This window comes from Nocardiopsis sp. iso_237, assembly GCF_056173345.1.
In genome coordinates this window covers 1,150,881-1,164,819 of record NZ_CM149669.1, presented here as the reverse complement: position 1 = coordinate 1,164,819, position 13,939 = coordinate 1,150,881, and the positions used below count along the sequence as shown (strand labels likewise).

The window sequence follows — 13,939 nt, the reverse complement described above, 5'->3', positions numbered from 1 at the left end:
CTGGCACTTCGCCCTTCGATACGCACACTCCGTCCTCAACCATGGCGCGACCGTGACAAAGGGGGTCGCGTCCGGAGGGGCGGGCTGACGGGCGGGAGGAATGATCCGACGCACGACCTAGCATGGGCGCCATGTCCGACTCTCCCGCGCGGCTCTGGCGCGCCCTCGTCTCCGCCGATCCGACCCGACCGTTCGTGACCTCCTACGACGATCTCGGGGACCGGATCGAACTGTCCCGGGCCACTCTCGACAACTGGGTGTCCAAGACCTCGAACATGCTCGTGGACGGCTTCGGCACCCAGCCGGGTGACCGGATCTCCCTCGCCCTGCCGCCGCACTGGCAGTCGCTGGCGTGGGTGCTGTCCTGCTGGTCGGTGGGGGCGGCCGCGGTGCTCTCCGAGGGCGGCGCGGCGCCCGAGGTCGCGGTGGCCGGGCCGGACCGCGTCGCGGCGGCCCTGGACAGCGGCGCGGAGGAGGTCGTGGGCACCTCCCTGGACCCGTTGGGCCTGCCGCTGCGCGAGGTCCCGCCGATGGTCACCGACTACACCGTGGAGGTGCGCGGGCACGGCGACCACTTCCCCGCCTACCCGGTGGACGCCGCCGAACCGGCCCTGGAGTCCGCGGGGCGCACGCTGACCGGCGCCGAGGTCGTGGCGGCCGGGCAGGCCCTGGCCAAGGCCTGGGACCTGGGTGAACGCGACCGCCTCGCGGTGGTCACGGCCCTCGACGCGCCGCTGGACTCCTTCGGCGCGGACCTGGCCGTGGTCACCGCCGCCGTCGTCTCCGGGGCTCCCCTGGTACTCACCCCGCCGCCCGCCGAGGACGGACTCCAGCGGTTCCTGGACCGGATGGGCGCGGAGGGCGTGACCGTCCTGTACGGCACCGAACCCGCCGGGGACCTGCCCTTCCGCCGGGTGGCCCGGTAGGAACCGCGGCGGCCCCCGCCTACGTCCCGTGGGCGGGGCGCCAGCCGCCTCCGTTCCGGCGCGACTCCGAGGGTGACCGGTCGGCCCCCTCCGCCTCCCGGGCCCGTTCGGCGGCCCGGTCCCTCCGTGCGGCCTCCCGCTGCTCCTTCTGCGCCCTGCGCGCCGCGCGCTCCTCGCGGGCGGCCCGTTCGGCCTCGGCCCGGTAGAGGTCGGCGGCCTGTGCGGCGAAGTCCGGGTGCATGGTGTCCCCCTGCTGGTCCGTGTCGGCCGGGAGGCTCCTCCCGGCTGGTTCCAGACTCCGGCTAAGGCACCCGGCCGCACATCGGGAGACTTCACCAGATGACGGCGCCGTGCCCCGCCTCAGAAGGGCGCGGGACACGGCGTGGGGACGTCTGAGGTACCTCAGAGGACAGGCGGGGGGTGGGGGCCGCAGGGCGGGCCGGGCTCAGGACTCCCGGTAGTAGGCGTCCGCGATGGTCCCGGCGCGCTTCGACTCGTCGTAGGTGTACACCTCGCGGCCGTCGACGAACACGCGCTGGGCGCGGCTCATGATGTCGAGCGGGTCGCCGGACCACACGACGACGTCGGCGTCCAGACCGGGCCGCAGGGACCCGACCCGGTCGTCCAGGCCCATGATCTCGGCGGGGTTGACGGTGAGCGCGCGGATCGCGGAGTCGCGGTCCATGCCCTCCTTCACGCACAGGATGGCCTGGTACACGAGGAACTCGATCGGGATGACCGGGGCGTCGGTGGTGAGGGCGACCTTCACGCCCGCGCGGTCCAGGATGCCCGGGTTGGCCAGGGTCCGGTTGCCCACCTCCACCTTGGAGCGGCTGGTCATCAGCGGTCCGGTGATGACGGGGATGCCGCGCTCGGCGATCTCGTCGGCCAACAGGTGGCCCTCGGTGCAGTGGTTGATGATGAGGCGGTAGCCGAACTCGTCGGCCAGGCGCATCGCGGTGTGCATGTCGTCGGCGCGGTGCACGTGCTGGCACCAGGGCACCTCGCCGTCGAGCACCTGGACGAGGGTCTCCAGGGTGTTGTCGCGGTCGAAGGGCGTACCCTCCTGGACGGCGTGGTCCCGCTTGGCCTTGTAGTCCTGGGCCTTGGTGAAGGCGTCGCGGATGACCGCGGCCACGCCCTGCCTGGTGGAGGGGAGGGTGTCCTTCTTGCCGTAGACGCGCTTGGGGTTCTCACCGAGTGCGCTCTTGACGCTGGCGGGCTCCTTGAGGAGGCGGTCCTCGACGCTGCGGCCCCACATCTTGAGGGCGACGGTGCGGCCGCCGATGGGGTTGCCGGAGCCGGGCTTGATCACCGAGCTGGTGACGCCTCCGGACAGGGCGTCCGCGAAGCCCTGGTCGGCGGGGTTGATGGCGTCGATGGCGCGCATGCGGGCGCCGTTGGGGTCGGTCATCTCGTTGGTGTCGTCACCGGCCCAGCCGATGGTCTCCTCGTGGATACCCACGTGGCCGTGGGCCTCGACGAAGCCGGGGAGGACCCACTGTCCCGCGGCGTCAACGATCTCAGCGCCTTCGGGGACGGTGACGTCGGCGGCCGGTCCGACGGCGGCGATCTTCCCGTCGGAGATGAGGACGGTGCCCCCGTCGATCGGGTCGCCGTCGACGGGCACCACGTATCCGGAAGTGATTGCGATATCCATGGCGGGCAACCTAGCCCATGGACGGTCACGTTCCCAAGGGTGTTCAGTGACCGATCACCCAACGACCGCTCATCCCTCGGGCCAGCGCGCGGTGAGGAGTTCGGACTCGGGGGCGAGGTCCACACTGGCCTCCTCAATGGAGTCGCGCACCATGCGGCAGTGGCCGACGTCCTCGGTGTCCCCGGTGAGCTCACCGCCCTGCGCGGCGAAGGCGTAGACCATGCTGGGGCGGTCCGCGAACTCCATGATCCGGAACGCGCCGCCGAGCCCCGGGTGGTGCGGGGTCTCCTCGGGGATCACGGCGAGGCTGAGGATGCCCGCCTTGACGAGGTCCCCGAGGAAGTCGCGCTGTCCGTTGAGAACGTCGGCTCCGCCCTGGGGCCGCTGGAGCACGGACTCGTTGAGGACCACGCGCAGGGCGGGGCCGTCCGGTCCGGTGGTGGCGGCGCGTTCGGCCATCTCGTCCTCCACCATGGCCTCGATCTCCTCGCGGTCCAGGTTGGGGTGGCGCGGTTCGAGGATGGCCCGCGAGTACTCGCGCGTGCGCAGGAAGACGGGGACCGCCATCGGCTGGTGCTCCCAGAGGCGGGCGGCGTGCGTGCCGAGCTCGCTCATGTCTCCGAACTCGCTCGGGAAGGCCTCGGCCTGAAGGGTGATCGCCCAGGCGTCGACCAGCTGGTGTTCGGTGCCGAGCGCGGTGTCGACCCGTTCGACCAGCGATCGGGCCGGGCGGCAGTGCGCGTCCTCGACCTCGCGGAGCTTGTCGTCGGTGACCCCGACGTTCCTGGCGAGCTCGGCGCGTGAGAGACCCCGGTCGGAGCGGGCACGCAGCACCCGCGCCCCGAAAGGGAGCCACATCGCCGACGGCAACACGGTGTTCACGCCCATAACCTCTCCCGTCCTAGGCCGGTCAGCAGACACCTGTGGAGGGCAGGTGGTGGCGTACCCTCTGTGCGACGCCCCAGCCCCTGTGGTCCGACCTTCTCCCGGTTCGGGGCGGCTGGTCAAGCGACCGGGCGGGTGCGGCCATCCGTGATAAGTCCGCACAAATCCGTTGATGTCGCCCCAGCGCTGTCGAGTGTTTCCCCCGATTGGAAGGTCCGTTGGTCTACTTCGCCCTCTTCCTCGCCCTCCTGTCGCTCGTCTTCTGGGTCTACGTGCTCTTCGACGTCATCGGCTCCGACTCCGCGAGGATCCGACTCCTGCCCAAGCCGGTGTGGGCGGTGATCGTCCTGTTCCTGCCCAAGGTCGGCGCCGCGCTCTGGTTCCTGCTGGGCCGCCCGCCGCGCGACCCCGCGCTCGCCCAGGGCCCCGCGGGTCCGCCGCCGCCCTTCCCCGAGTACGAGCACCCCGGACGCGCCCGTGCCGTCTCCCCCGAGGAGGACGAGGCGTTCCTGCGGCGCTGCCGTGAGCGCGCCGAGGAACAGCGCCGCCGCGCCAGGGAGATCCAGGAACGCGAGTCCCGGGAGCGCCGGGAGCGCGAGCACGGTGGCCGCGAGGAGAGGGGGCGTGAGGCCGGAGGCGCGTCCGGCTCGGAGGACGCCACCCTCGACGGGGACGAGGACCCGATCGGACCCTCGTCCTGATCCTCTCCCCCGAAGACCCCCGGAACACGCCGGATCCACGATCGGGCCAGCCCACGGGACCGGCGCCCACCCGTCCGCAGTAACCTGTGTGCCGCCCCGCCGCGAACCCGACCCCGGAAGTGAACCGATGAACCGCTTGACCCTGCCGGTAGCGATCCTCGCCTCCACCGCCCTCCTCGCCACGGCCGCGTGCCAGAGCGAACCGGAGTCGCCGGAATCCCCCGAGGCCACGGAGTCGGAGGTGGAGGTTCCCGACGTCGACGGCGCCACCCTGCACACCAGCGAGGGCGACATCGAGGTGGAGTTCTTCGCCTCGGACGCTCCGCGCGCCGTCACCAACTTCGTCGAGCTCGCTGAGGGGGACGGTCCGAAGAACGAGGAGACCGGTGCCGCCGAGTTCTACGACGACACGGTGTTCCACCGCGTGATCGACGGGTTCATGGTCCAGGGCGGCGACCCGACCGGGACCGGTCGCGGTGGCCCCGGCTACCAGTTCGAGGACGAGTTCGAGTCGGGTCGCGAGTTCGACGAGCCGGGTCTGCTGGCCATGGCCAACTCGGGCCCCGACACCAACGGCTCGCAGTTCTTCCTCACGGTGGCGCCCACACCGCACCTGACCGGCCTGCACACCATCTTCGGCAAGGTCGCCGACGAGGAGTCGATGGAGGTCCTGGAGGCGATCTCGGTCGTCGAGACCGACGGAGCCGACCGCCCCACCAGCGACATCGTGCTGGAGTCGGTCACCGTCAAGCACGCGGGAGACTGACCTCCGCACGGCAGACCCGACGGCGGCGGCGGTGCCCTGAGGCACCGCCGCCGCCGTCGTCGGGTCACACGTCCGTGGTCGTCAGCGCCGCCGCTTGGCCCTGGCCGCGCGGGCGCGCTCCACCGCCGGACCGATCGCCTCGACCAGCCGGTCGACGTCCTCCTCGGTGGACGTCCGCCCCAGTGACAGCCGCAGACTGCTCAGGGCCGTGTCCGGGTCGGCGCCGGTGGCGAGCAGCACGTGGCTGGGCTGGGCCACCCCGGCCGAGCAGGCCGATCCGGTGGAGCAGGAGATGCCCCTGGCATCGAGCAGCATCAGCAGGGCGTCGCCCTCGCAGCCGGGGAAGGACAGGTGGGCGATCCCCGGGAGCCGCAGCTCCGGATCGCCGTTGACCACCACGTCGGGCACGACGTCCCGGACCCGGGCCTCCAGTTCGTCGCGGAGCGCGGTCAGGTGCTTGGCGTGTTCCTCGCGCCCGCGGACGGCCGCGTCCACGGCGGTCGCGAGTCCGCGCGCGAGCGGGGCGGAGAGAGTCCCGGAACGGATGTCGCGCTCCTGGCCGCCTCCGTGCAGCACGGGGGTCGGGGCGAGTCCGCGGGCGACCACCAGGGCTCCGGTGCCCACCGGACCGCCCAGCTTGTGGCCGCTGAGGGTCAGCGCGCTCACGCCGCTCGCCGCGAAGTCCACCTCCCGGGCGCCCACGGCCTGTACCGCGTCCGTGTGGAAGGGGACACCGTACTCGGCGGCGACGGCGGCCAGCTCGCGAACCGGCTGCACGGTGCCGATCTCGTTGTTGGCCCACATCACGGAGACCACGGCCACGGAGGCGGGGTCGCGCCCGATCGCCGCGCGCAGGACCTCGGGGGCCACCCGGCCCAGGGCGTCCACGGGCAGTTCCTCGTACACGGCGCCCTGGTGGTCGGCCATCCAGCGCGCGGGGTCGAGCGCCGCGTGGTGTTCGACGGCGCTGACCAGGATGCGGGTGCGCCGCGGGTCCTCGGCGTTGCGGGACCAGTACAGGCCCTTGACCGCGATGTTGTTCGACTCGGTCCCGCCCGCGGTGAAGACCACCTCGTGCGGGGTGGAGCCGACCGCCTCGGCCACGCGTTCTCGGGACTCCTCGACGGTACGCCGAGCGGCCCGTCCGTGGCCGTGCAGGGACGATGGGTTACCGAGCGCGCCGAGCTGGGCCGCCACATCGGCGATCACCTCGGGGCGGACATCGGTCGTGGCTGCGTGATCCAGATACACCATGGCGCATTCCAGGATACGTACGACCACATCCGCCCCTACCCCCCTGCCCCTCCTCTTTCGTCAACGGAGACCGCGGGGCGGGTCCGCCGCACCCGCCCGCCGTCGAGCCGCCGCACCCCGCCCTGTGCGGTCGCCCCGCCCGACTCCTTGTCCACAGGCCCACCACGACCTCCTCCGCACCCGACCACGGACCGATAACCTTGGACCATGCCTGACTCCGTGCCCACGCCGTCCGCCTCGCCCGCCACCCCCGCCGGGGAGCACTGGTCCGCGCCCGTCGCGCGGCAGCCGGTGCGCGCCCGCGTCTCCCTGCCCGGATCCAAGTCCGTCACCAACCGGGCACTGATCCTCGCCGCGCTCTCCGAGACGCCGTGCGTGGTGCGCCGCCCCCTGGTGAGCAGGGACAGCGAGCTCATGGTGGACGCCCTGCGCGCCCTGGGCACCCGGGTCACCGAGATCCCCTCCGACGACCCCGGGGTCCCGGACCTGTCCGTCACCCCGGTGGCCCCCCGGGGCCCGGCCAGCGTGGACGTCGGCAACGCGGGCACGGTCATGCGCTTCGTGCCGCCGCTGGCGGCCCTGGCCTCCGGGGACGTGCGCTTCGACGGCGACCCCCGCGCCCGTGAGCGGCCGGTGGACGAGCTGCTCGGCGCCCTGCGCGCCCTGGGCGCCGACATCGACGACGAGGGGCGCGGCGCCCTGCCGATGACCATCCACGGCACCGGTGCCGTGCGCGGCGGCGAGGTCACCCTGGACGCCTCGGGGTCCTCCCAGTTCGTCTCCGCGCTGCTGCTCAGCGGCGCCCGTTTCACCGAGGGCGTGCACGTGCGGCACGAGGGCCCACCGGTCCCCTCCCAGCCGCACCTGGACATGACCGTGGAGATGCTGCGCGCCGTGGGCGTCCGGGTCACCACCGGCGAGAACTCGTGGAGGGTGGAGCCCGGGCCGGTCCGGGCCTCGGAGATCACCGTCGAGCCCGACCTCTCCAACGCCGCGCCCTTCCTGGCCGCCGCCCTGGTCAGCAAGGGCGAGGTGACCGTCCAGGGGTGGCCGGAGCACACCACCCAGCCCGGCGACGCCCTGCGCGATCTGTTCACCCGGATGGGCGGCGAGGTCTCCCGCTCCGGTGCGGACCTCACCCTGCGCGGCACCGGCGAGATCCACGGGATCACCGCCGACCTGCGGGACGTGGGCGAACTCACCCCCACCATCGCCGCCGTGGCGGCCCTGGCCGACTCCCCCTCCCGCCTCACCGGGATCGCCCACCTGCGCCGTCACGAGACCGACCGCATCGCGGCGCTGGCCGCCGAGATCAACCGCCTGGGCGGGGACGCGGAGGAGCTCTCCGACGGGTTGCTCATCCGGCCCCGGGCCCTGCACGGCGGGGTGTTCCACTCCTACGACGACCACCGGATGGCCACGTCCGGCGCGGTGATCGGGCTCGCGGTGCCCGGGGTGGAGGTGGAGAACATCGCCACCACACGCAAGACGCTGCCCGACTTCCCGGGCCTGTGGTCGGAGGTCCTGGCATGAGCCGCACGCGGGGCGGCGGACGCCACCTGGACGAGGACGACATCCGTGTGCGCGCCCGGGGCGGCTCCAAACCCCGCACCCGTAACCGGCCCAAGCACGAGAACGCCGTGGAGGGCCTGGTCACCGCCGTGGACCGGGGCCGGTACCGCTGCCTGGTGAACGGTGTCCCCGTGGTGGCGATGAAGGCCCGCGAGCTCGGCCGCGGGTCGATCGTGGTCGGTGACCGGGTGGACGTGGTCGGTGACCTGTCCGGGAGACCCGACACCCTGGCCCGCGTGGTGCGGGTGCGCGAGCGCGCCTCCGTGCTCAGACGCACCGCCGACGACACCGACCCGGTCGAGCGCGTGATCGTCGCCAACGCCGACCAGCTCGCCATCGTCTGCGCCCTCGCGGACCCGGCACCGCAGCCGCGCTTCGTGGACCGCTGTCTGGTCGCCGCCTACGACGCCGGGCTGGAACCGCTGCTCTGCCTGACCAAGGCCGACCTCGCCGCACCCGACGAGATGCTGGGCACCTACAAGCCGCTCGGGCTCCCCTACGAGGTGCTGAGCCCGGAGGGTGACCTCGACGAGCTGCGTTCCCGGCTGACGGACCGGACCACGGTGTTCGTGGGCTCCTCCGGTGTGGGCAAGTCCACTCTGGTCAACCGGCTGGTCCCGGGCACGGACCGCGCGGTGGGCCACGTGAACGCCGTCACCGGCCGTGGCCGCCACACCTCCACCTCCGCGCTCGCGCTGCGGTTCGAGGGCGGTTGGCTGATCGACACCCCGGGCGTGCGCAGCTTCGGCCTGGCACACGTCTCCCCGGAGGAGATCGTGTCGGGGTTCCAGGACCTCTCGGAGCTCGCCGCCGACTGCCCGCCCGCCTGCTCCCACCAGCCCGACTCCCCGGAGTGCGCCATCGGCGCGGCGCTGGCGCGCGGCGAGGTGGACGCCGAACGGGTGGCCTCACTCCGCAGGCTCCTCAGCAGCCGCGAGGGCGACGACGACACCGAGAACGCCCCGCCGACGGGCCCCCACTCCTGACGTCCCGGCGAGTGGTCGGAGGCGGTGCGCGCCAAGGGGGCACCCGAGAACTCAGGCGGTCCGCGCTCCGGTGTAGTCGGCGGGCAGGCGGTGCTCGCGGCCCCAGGCGCCCAGGGGCTCCAGCGCGCGGTTCAGGCTGCGGCCGAGGTCGGTCAGCGAGTACTCCACTCGGGGCGGGACCTCCGCGAAGTCCTCACGCCGCACGATCCCGTCGTCCTCCAGCTCGCGCAGGTGCGAGGCGAGCACCTTCTCCGTGATCCCCGGCAGGGCCCGGCGCAGCTCACCGAACCGGTGCGGCCGCTCGTCGAGCGCCCACAGCACGAGCACCTTCCACTTGCCGCTCACCACGTCCATCGCGGCGTCGATCCCGCAGTGATACCCGAACTGCCCCTGCTTGGCGGCCATGTCCCCACCCCGTTCACCTGCTCGCTTACCCCGAAGTGCGCGCCCACTTCGAAGTGCGTACTTGTCCCGCTTCGAGCGCGGTACAAGCCTAGACACATGACCAACGACAACAAGCCCCGCGTCGTCCTGCTCGGACTCGGCGCGATGGGCACCGCCCTCGCCAAGGCCTGGCTGAACGCCGGGCACCCCCTGACCGTCTGGAACCGCACCGCCGCACGGACCGAGCCCCTGCGCGCGCTCGGCGCCGACGTGGCCCCCACCGCCGCCGAGGCCGTCGCCGCCGGAACGCTGGTCGTCACCTGTCTGATGGACGACGCCTCCGTCGGCACGGCCCTGGACGGGGCCGACCTCGTCGGCAAGGACCTGGTGGACCTCACCACGGGAACCCCGAAGGAGGCGGACGCCCGCGCGGAGTGGGCGCACGACAGGGGCGCCCGCTTCCTCAGCGGCGGCATCATGTCGAGCCCGTCGATGGTGGGTGTCCCCGAGGCCGGGGGCTACGTGTTCTACAGCGGCTCCCGCGAGCTCCTGGACCGGTACGAGTCCGCGCTGGCCGCCGTCCTGGGCGTGCACTACACCGGCTCCCGCCCCGGCTCGGCGGCCCTGTACGACATCGCGCTGCTGAGCGCCATGTACGGCATGTTCGCCGGGGTCACGCACGCCTTCGCCCTGGTGCGCGACGAGGAGATGCCCCTGAAGGAGTTCTCGGGTCTGCTCACCTCGTGGCTCACGGCGATGCTCATGTCCAACGACACGGTCGCGGACCAGCTCGACAGCGGTGACTACACCAGGGACGTGCAGGCCAACCTGGCCATGCTGGTCTCCGGCTTCCGCACCTTCGAGGTCGCCGCGCGGGAGCAGGACGTGGACTTCCGCCTGCTCGCGCCCTACCTGGAACTGTTGGAGGAGCGTCTGGGCCAGGGATACGGCGACGAGGGCACCGCGGGTGCCGTCGGGCTGCTCGCGAAGCGCTCCTGACCGGCCTCAGAGGTCGACGGTCCCGCCGCAGCGCCAGTAGTGGGTGCGGTCGCTCTCCATGAACCCCTCGTCGACGAGGCTGCGGCGCAGCACCACGTGGTCCGCGCTGTACCGGCGCAGGACCGCGTTGAGCTGGTCCTCGGTGTAGCGCACGCCGGGTTCGAAGGCCCGCGCGACGTGGTCGAGGAGGACGAGGCGGTCGGGGCGCCGGACGGGGACGGACGTGATCCTGCCCCGGGGCATGTACGCGCGCAGCACCTCGGCGCGTTCGGCCCGCCCTGGCCGCTCCGTCACCCGCGCCTCCTCACGGTCCACCAGCAGCATGCCGTGCACGACCGTCTCCACCCGGTGGGCCGCCTGGTCGGGGTCCACGGGCTGGAGCGCGTACGAGACGGTCAGTCTCAGGCTGACGTCCGCCACCGCCTCGGCGGTGGCGGGCGGCACCTGCGGGCAGTGCTCCGCCAGGGTCCAGGCGATACGTTCCCGCAGCGCGTCCAGGAGCGGCGCCGCCCGGGTGGTGAGCACCGGGAGGAGCTGGTCGTCCCCGGTGACCACCGCGCGCAGCAGCGGATTGTCCCGCGCGGCGAGCAGGACCATCCGGGTGGTGCGGCTGACCGCGTGGGCGGGGTCGTGGCCGTCGGCCGCCAACATCGCCTCGACGGTGTCCAGGAGCGCGGTGACCTCCCTCACCACCACCGCCTGGAGAAGGCCCTCCTTGCTGCCGAACACGTTGTAGAGGGTCTGCCTGGACACGCGGGCGGTGGCGGCGACGTCGATCATCCGCCGCTCGCCCCAGTGCCCCGCCAGCACCTCGGTGTAGGCGGCGTCCATCAGCCGTTCACGAACCCCGGTGCCCTCCCGGGGCCGTTTCTCTCCGCTCACCCCACCATCCTCGCACCCGTTCCCCGGGGCCGTCCTCCCCCTAACACTCTGGTCACGCCGGGGGCGGCGCTTTGGGCATGTTCGTGCCCGGGACGGTAGCGTTACCGGCCATGGTGTCCTTTGACGATGATCTGCGGCTGGCCCACGTGCTCGCCGACGCTGCCGACGACATCGCGGTGAAGCGGTTCCGCGCCCTCGACCTGGTGGTCGACACCAAGCCGGACCTCACCCCGGTGACCGAGGCCGACCGCATGGTCGAGGAGACCCTCCGCGGGGTGCTCTCCCGCGCCCGACCGCGCGACGCGGTCGTGGGCGAGGAGTACGGCCGCAGCGGCAACAGCAACCGCGTGTGGGTCATCGACCCCATCGACGGCACCAAGAACTACGTGCGCGGCGTCCCCGTGTGGGCCACGCTCATCGCCCTGCTGGAGGGCGACCGCCCGGTGGTCGGCGTGGTGTCGGCCCCGGCGCTGCATCGCCGCTGGTGGGCCTCGAAGGGAAGCGGCGCCTGGACCGGCCGCAGCCTGTCCAAGGCCTCCCGCTGCCAGGTCTCCAAGGTCCAGGAGCTCTCGGACGCCTCGCTGAGCTTCTCGTCGTTGAGCGGCTGGGAGGAACAGGGGCGGCTGGAGTCGTTCCTGGGGCTGACGCGGTCCGTGTGGCGGACCCGCGCCTACGGTGACTTCTGGTCCCACGTGATGGTCGCTGAGGGCACGGTGGACATCGCAGCCGAGCCCGAGCTCTCGCTCTGGGACGCGGCCCCGCTGCCGATCATCCTGGAGGAGGCCGGCGGTCGCGCCACCAACCTGCGCGGTGACGGTTTCGAGGACGGCGGCCCCTTGGTGTGCACCAACGGCGCCGTCCACGACCAGGCGCTCACCTGGCTCAACGGCGGTCCGACCCCGTTGCGCCGTCCGGAATAGCCACCGGCAACCACGAAAAGCACCTGCGCGATTACTTTCAGTAGTAGCGTGCGCTGTGTGCTGACCAAGACAACGCATCGACGCCGCGCTGTCGCGCTGTGCGCGGCGGCCCTCCTCCTGGCCACGGGGTGCGGCCAGGGCCACGGCCAGACCCCGCAGCAGCTCAGCGAGATGATCGCGGACACCGTGCGCGACTCCGCCGCCTCGGGCCCGCTCGGGCTCGGCGTGCCCGACACCCTGTTCGACCCCGCCCGCTACACCTGCTCCCCCGCCGTGGACCCGGGGCTCCCGGGCGGCTGGCGCAGCGAGGCCCCCCGCAAGGCCGTGGCGGACGGGGATCCGGTGGAACTGGGTCTCTCCGACTCCGAGGGCGGGCACTCCGGCCCGGTCGCCGCCACGGTGACCGACCCCGCCGGGGAGAGCTCCACTGCCGAGGCCGACCCGTCCGGCGGCGACTGGGCCCGCCTGGACTACCCGGACGCCTTCGACGGTGCCGCGGATCTCACCACCGGCGTGTACACGGTGGTGTGGTCGGACGCGGGCACCGGAGCACCCATCACCTGCGACGGCTTCGAGGTCGAGTAGGCCGCCCCCTTCGTCGTGACCCCGTGTGGCCGGGAACGGCCAAGAGAATAATCCTCCCGGTCTGAACCGAAACCCCCCGCAATGGCGATGGGTCTGGTGAAACCCCGCGCAACGCGGGGCGACCCGGCGCCGCCCCTCGCCGCGCCGGGCTCCACAGACACACGGGAAGGGGCTCCATGCTGCGTTCCCTCAAAGCTGGGATCGTGCTGGCCTTCGCCGGTTCCCGAGCCAACGTGGCCCGAACCATCCTCTCCTGCGCGGGCATCGTCGTCGGTGTCGGCGCCCTCATCATGGTGGTCACCGCCGGCGAACTCGGCCAGCGCTACGCCACCGCCTTCGGTGAGGCCAACGCCGGTCGGGCGGCGACCATGGAGGTCACCGTCTTCGACAAGGTCACCGACCTCGACGCGTTCGAGGAGGACCTCGGCCGCGCGGGCGGGCTGGAGGTCTCGGTCCACACCCGGTCCGAGTCCCCGCCTCCGCTCCGCCAGGGCGACCAGGTCTTCGGCGACGTCGACATCATCGGTGTCGACGTCGCGCTCGGTGACATCCGCCGGATCAACCTGACCCAGGGCCGGTGGTTCACCGAGGCCGACCTGGAGTCGCGCGCACCGGTGCTGGTGGTCAACGAGGCCCTGGCGGAGGAACTGGGCGACTTCGCGGACGTCCAGCTCGGCAACGGCCGCTGGTCGGACGTGCGAATCGTCGGCGTCACCCAGGGTTCCGTCTACGAACGGGGCTGGTACAGCGCCTACCTGCTGAACGCGCCCTCCACCGGGGAGATCCTCTTCGGCCCCGAGTGGTCCCCAGAGAGGCCCACGGCCTCACAGGTCACCTACGTGACGCGGATCGACCCCGCGGACTCCGCCGCCGCGGAGATGGACTTCGGTGAGGAGTTCACCGACCGCCTCGTCTCGGCGAGCTGGCGCTGGGGGGTCGACAGCCGGGACAGCCTGATGGCCTACCGCACCGACAACTCGGAGATGACCGACGAGCTCATCGGCTACCTCTCGATCGGGCTGATCGGGGTCGCGGTGATCACCCTGTCCACGGGCCTGCTCGGCGTCCTCAACGTCGGACTCGTCACGGTCCGGGAGCGGCGCCGGGAACTGGCCACCTACCGGGCGCTCGGCGCGAGCCGGTTCACCCTGTTCGTGGCCGTGGTGATGGAGGCGGTGGTGGTCGCGGTCGTCGCCGGTCTGATCGCCCTCGCCCTGTCCTGGTTGCTGGTCGCCGTGGCCTCGGTGGTCATCGGAAACCTCATGTGGCTGCCACCCGACATCAGCATGACCGTTCCGCCCTCCGCCGCGCTGGTCGGACTGGGCAGCGCGGCCGTCGTCGGGCTCTTGGCCGGGATCATCCCCGCGATCCGGGCGCTGCGCGCGTCCGTCGTCGCCGGGCTGCGGGAATAGGAGACAC

14 protein-coding genes and 2 pseudogenes are annotated in these 13,939 nt (G+C 72.5%); 9 read left to right on the top strand and 7 right to left on the bottom strand.

The genetic code is table 11. The annotated features are described in order from the left end of the window. The first annotated feature begins 122 nt into the window (after positions 1 to 122). The gene (locus AC0VYM_RS05445) at positions 123 to 926 is read left to right on the top strand and encodes a TIGR03089 family protein (RefSeq protein ID WP_475459642.1); all 804 of its coding nucleotides are present in this window, start codon (positions 123 to 125) and stop codon (positions 924 to 926) included. Positions 927 to 945: 19 nt separating this feature from the next. Here AC0VYM_RS05445 and AC0VYM_RS05440 read toward each other — a convergent pair whose 3' ends face one another. The 3 genes from AC0VYM_RS05440 to AC0VYM_RS05430 form a co-directional block, all read right to left on the bottom strand. Beyond that, positions 946 to 1,167 (bottom strand): hypothetical protein, encoded by a 222-nt coding sequence (locus AC0VYM_RS05440; RefSeq protein WP_475459640.1) that lies wholly within the window; start codon positions 1,165 to 1,167, stop codon positions 946 to 948. Between the two features lie 204 nt (positions 1,168 to 1,371). Then, positions 1,372 to 2,586, bottom strand: coding sequence for an amidohydrolase (locus tag AC0VYM_RS05435; protein WP_475459637.1), 1,215 nt, complete (start codon positions 2,584 to 2,586; stop codon positions 1,372 to 1,374). A 69-nt stretch (positions 2,587 to 2,655) separates the two neighbouring features. Then, positions 2,656 to 3,474: a helix-turn-helix domain-containing protein gene (locus AC0VYM_RS05430; RefSeq protein ID WP_475459634.1), complete on the bottom strand. Its 819-nt coding sequence runs from the start codon at positions 3,472 to 3,474 to the stop codon at positions 2,656 to 2,658. A gap of 215 nt (positions 3,475 to 3,689) precedes the next feature. On the opposite strand from AC0VYM_RS05430, the gene AC0VYM_RS05425 reads away from it, so the two are divergent. Continuing rightward, on the top strand, positions 3,690 to 4,172 hold the full coding sequence (locus AC0VYM_RS05425) for a PLD nuclease N-terminal domain-containing protein (protein ID WP_475459632.1): 483 nt from the start codon (positions 3,690 to 3,692) through the stop codon (positions 4,170 to 4,172). Positions 4,173 to 4,299: 127 nt separating this feature from the next. Further along, positions 4,300 to 4,938: a peptidylprolyl isomerase gene (locus tag AC0VYM_RS05420; RefSeq protein WP_475459629.1), complete on the top strand. Its 639-nt coding sequence runs from the start codon at positions 4,300 to 4,302 to the stop codon at positions 4,936 to 4,938. Positions 4,939 to 5,019: 81 nt separating this feature from the next. On the opposite strand, the gene AC0VYM_RS05415 is transcribed toward AC0VYM_RS05420, so the two are convergent. After that, a complete protein-coding gene (locus tag AC0VYM_RS05415; protein ID WP_475459627.1) occupies positions 5,020 to 6,192 on the bottom strand; it encodes a cysteine desulfurase family protein in 1,173 nt (390 codons plus the stop codon). 207 nt (positions 6,193 to 6,399) lie between these two features. Here AC0VYM_RS05415 and aroA point away from each other — a divergent pair, with 207 nt between their 5' ends. Next, a complete protein-coding gene (gene aroA, locus AC0VYM_RS05410; RefSeq protein ID WP_475459625.1) occupies positions 6,400 to 7,725 on the top strand; it encodes a 3-phosphoshikimate 1-carboxyvinyltransferase in 1,326 nt (441 codons plus the stop codon). Continuing rightward, positions 7,722 to 8,750 (top strand): ribosome small subunit-dependent GTPase A, encoded by a 1,029-nt coding sequence (gene rsgA, locus AC0VYM_RS05405; protein ID WP_475459623.1) that lies wholly within the window; start codon positions 7,722 to 7,724, stop codon positions 8,748 to 8,750. The genes aroA and rsgA overlap by 4 nt, the downstream gene beginning before the upstream one ends. Positions 8,751 to 8,801: 51 nt before the next feature. On the opposite strand, the gene AC0VYM_RS05400 is transcribed toward rsgA, so the two are convergent. Then, the gene (locus AC0VYM_RS05400) at positions 8,802 to 9,155 is read right to left on the bottom strand and encodes a winged helix-turn-helix transcriptional regulator (protein WP_475459621.1); all 354 of its coding nucleotides are present in this window, start codon (positions 9,153 to 9,155) and stop codon (positions 8,802 to 8,804) included. Positions 9,156 to 9,251: 96 nt separating this feature from the next. Between AC0VYM_RS05400 and AC0VYM_RS05395 the strand changes: the two genes are divergently transcribed. Next, positions 9,252 to 10,133: an NAD(P)-dependent oxidoreductase gene (locus AC0VYM_RS05395; protein WP_475459618.1), complete on the top strand. Its 882-nt coding sequence runs from the start codon at positions 9,252 to 9,254 to the stop codon at positions 10,131 to 10,133. A gap of 6 nt (positions 10,134 to 10,139) precedes the next feature. On the opposite strand, the pseudogene AC0VYM_RS05390 reads toward AC0VYM_RS05395, so the two are convergent. After that, positions 10,140 to 10,352, bottom strand: a pseudogene (locus tag AC0VYM_RS05390) (DUF2087 domain-containing protein); the annotation flags it as partial. 87 nt (positions 10,353 to 10,439) lie between these two features. Next, positions 10,440 to 10,964: pseudogene (locus AC0VYM_RS05385) on the bottom strand (TetR family transcriptional regulator); the annotation flags it as partial. 161 nt (positions 10,965 to 11,125) lie between these two features. Here AC0VYM_RS05385 and hisN point away from each other — a divergent pair. From hisN to AC0VYM_RS05370, 3 genes are all read left to right on the top strand, one after another. Next, positions 11,126 to 11,935 carry a histidinol-phosphatase gene (hisN, locus tag AC0VYM_RS05380; protein WP_475459615.1) on the top strand — a complete coding sequence of 270 codons (810 nt, stop codon included), beginning with the start codon at positions 11,126 to 11,128 and terminating at the stop codon, positions 11,933 to 11,935. 57 nt (positions 11,936 to 11,992) lie between these two features. After that, the gene (locus tag AC0VYM_RS05375; protein WP_475459613.1) at positions 11,993 to 12,520 is read left to right on the top strand and encodes a hypothetical protein; all 528 of its coding nucleotides are present in this window, start codon (positions 11,993 to 11,995) and stop codon (positions 12,518 to 12,520) included. 176 nt (positions 12,521 to 12,696) lie between these two features. Next, complete coding sequence (locus AC0VYM_RS05370) at positions 12,697 to 13,932, top strand: ABC transporter permease (RefSeq protein WP_475459610.1); 1,236 nt, start codon at positions 12,697 to 12,699, stop codon at positions 13,930 to 13,932. Positions 13,933 to 13,939 lie beyond the last annotated feature (7 nt).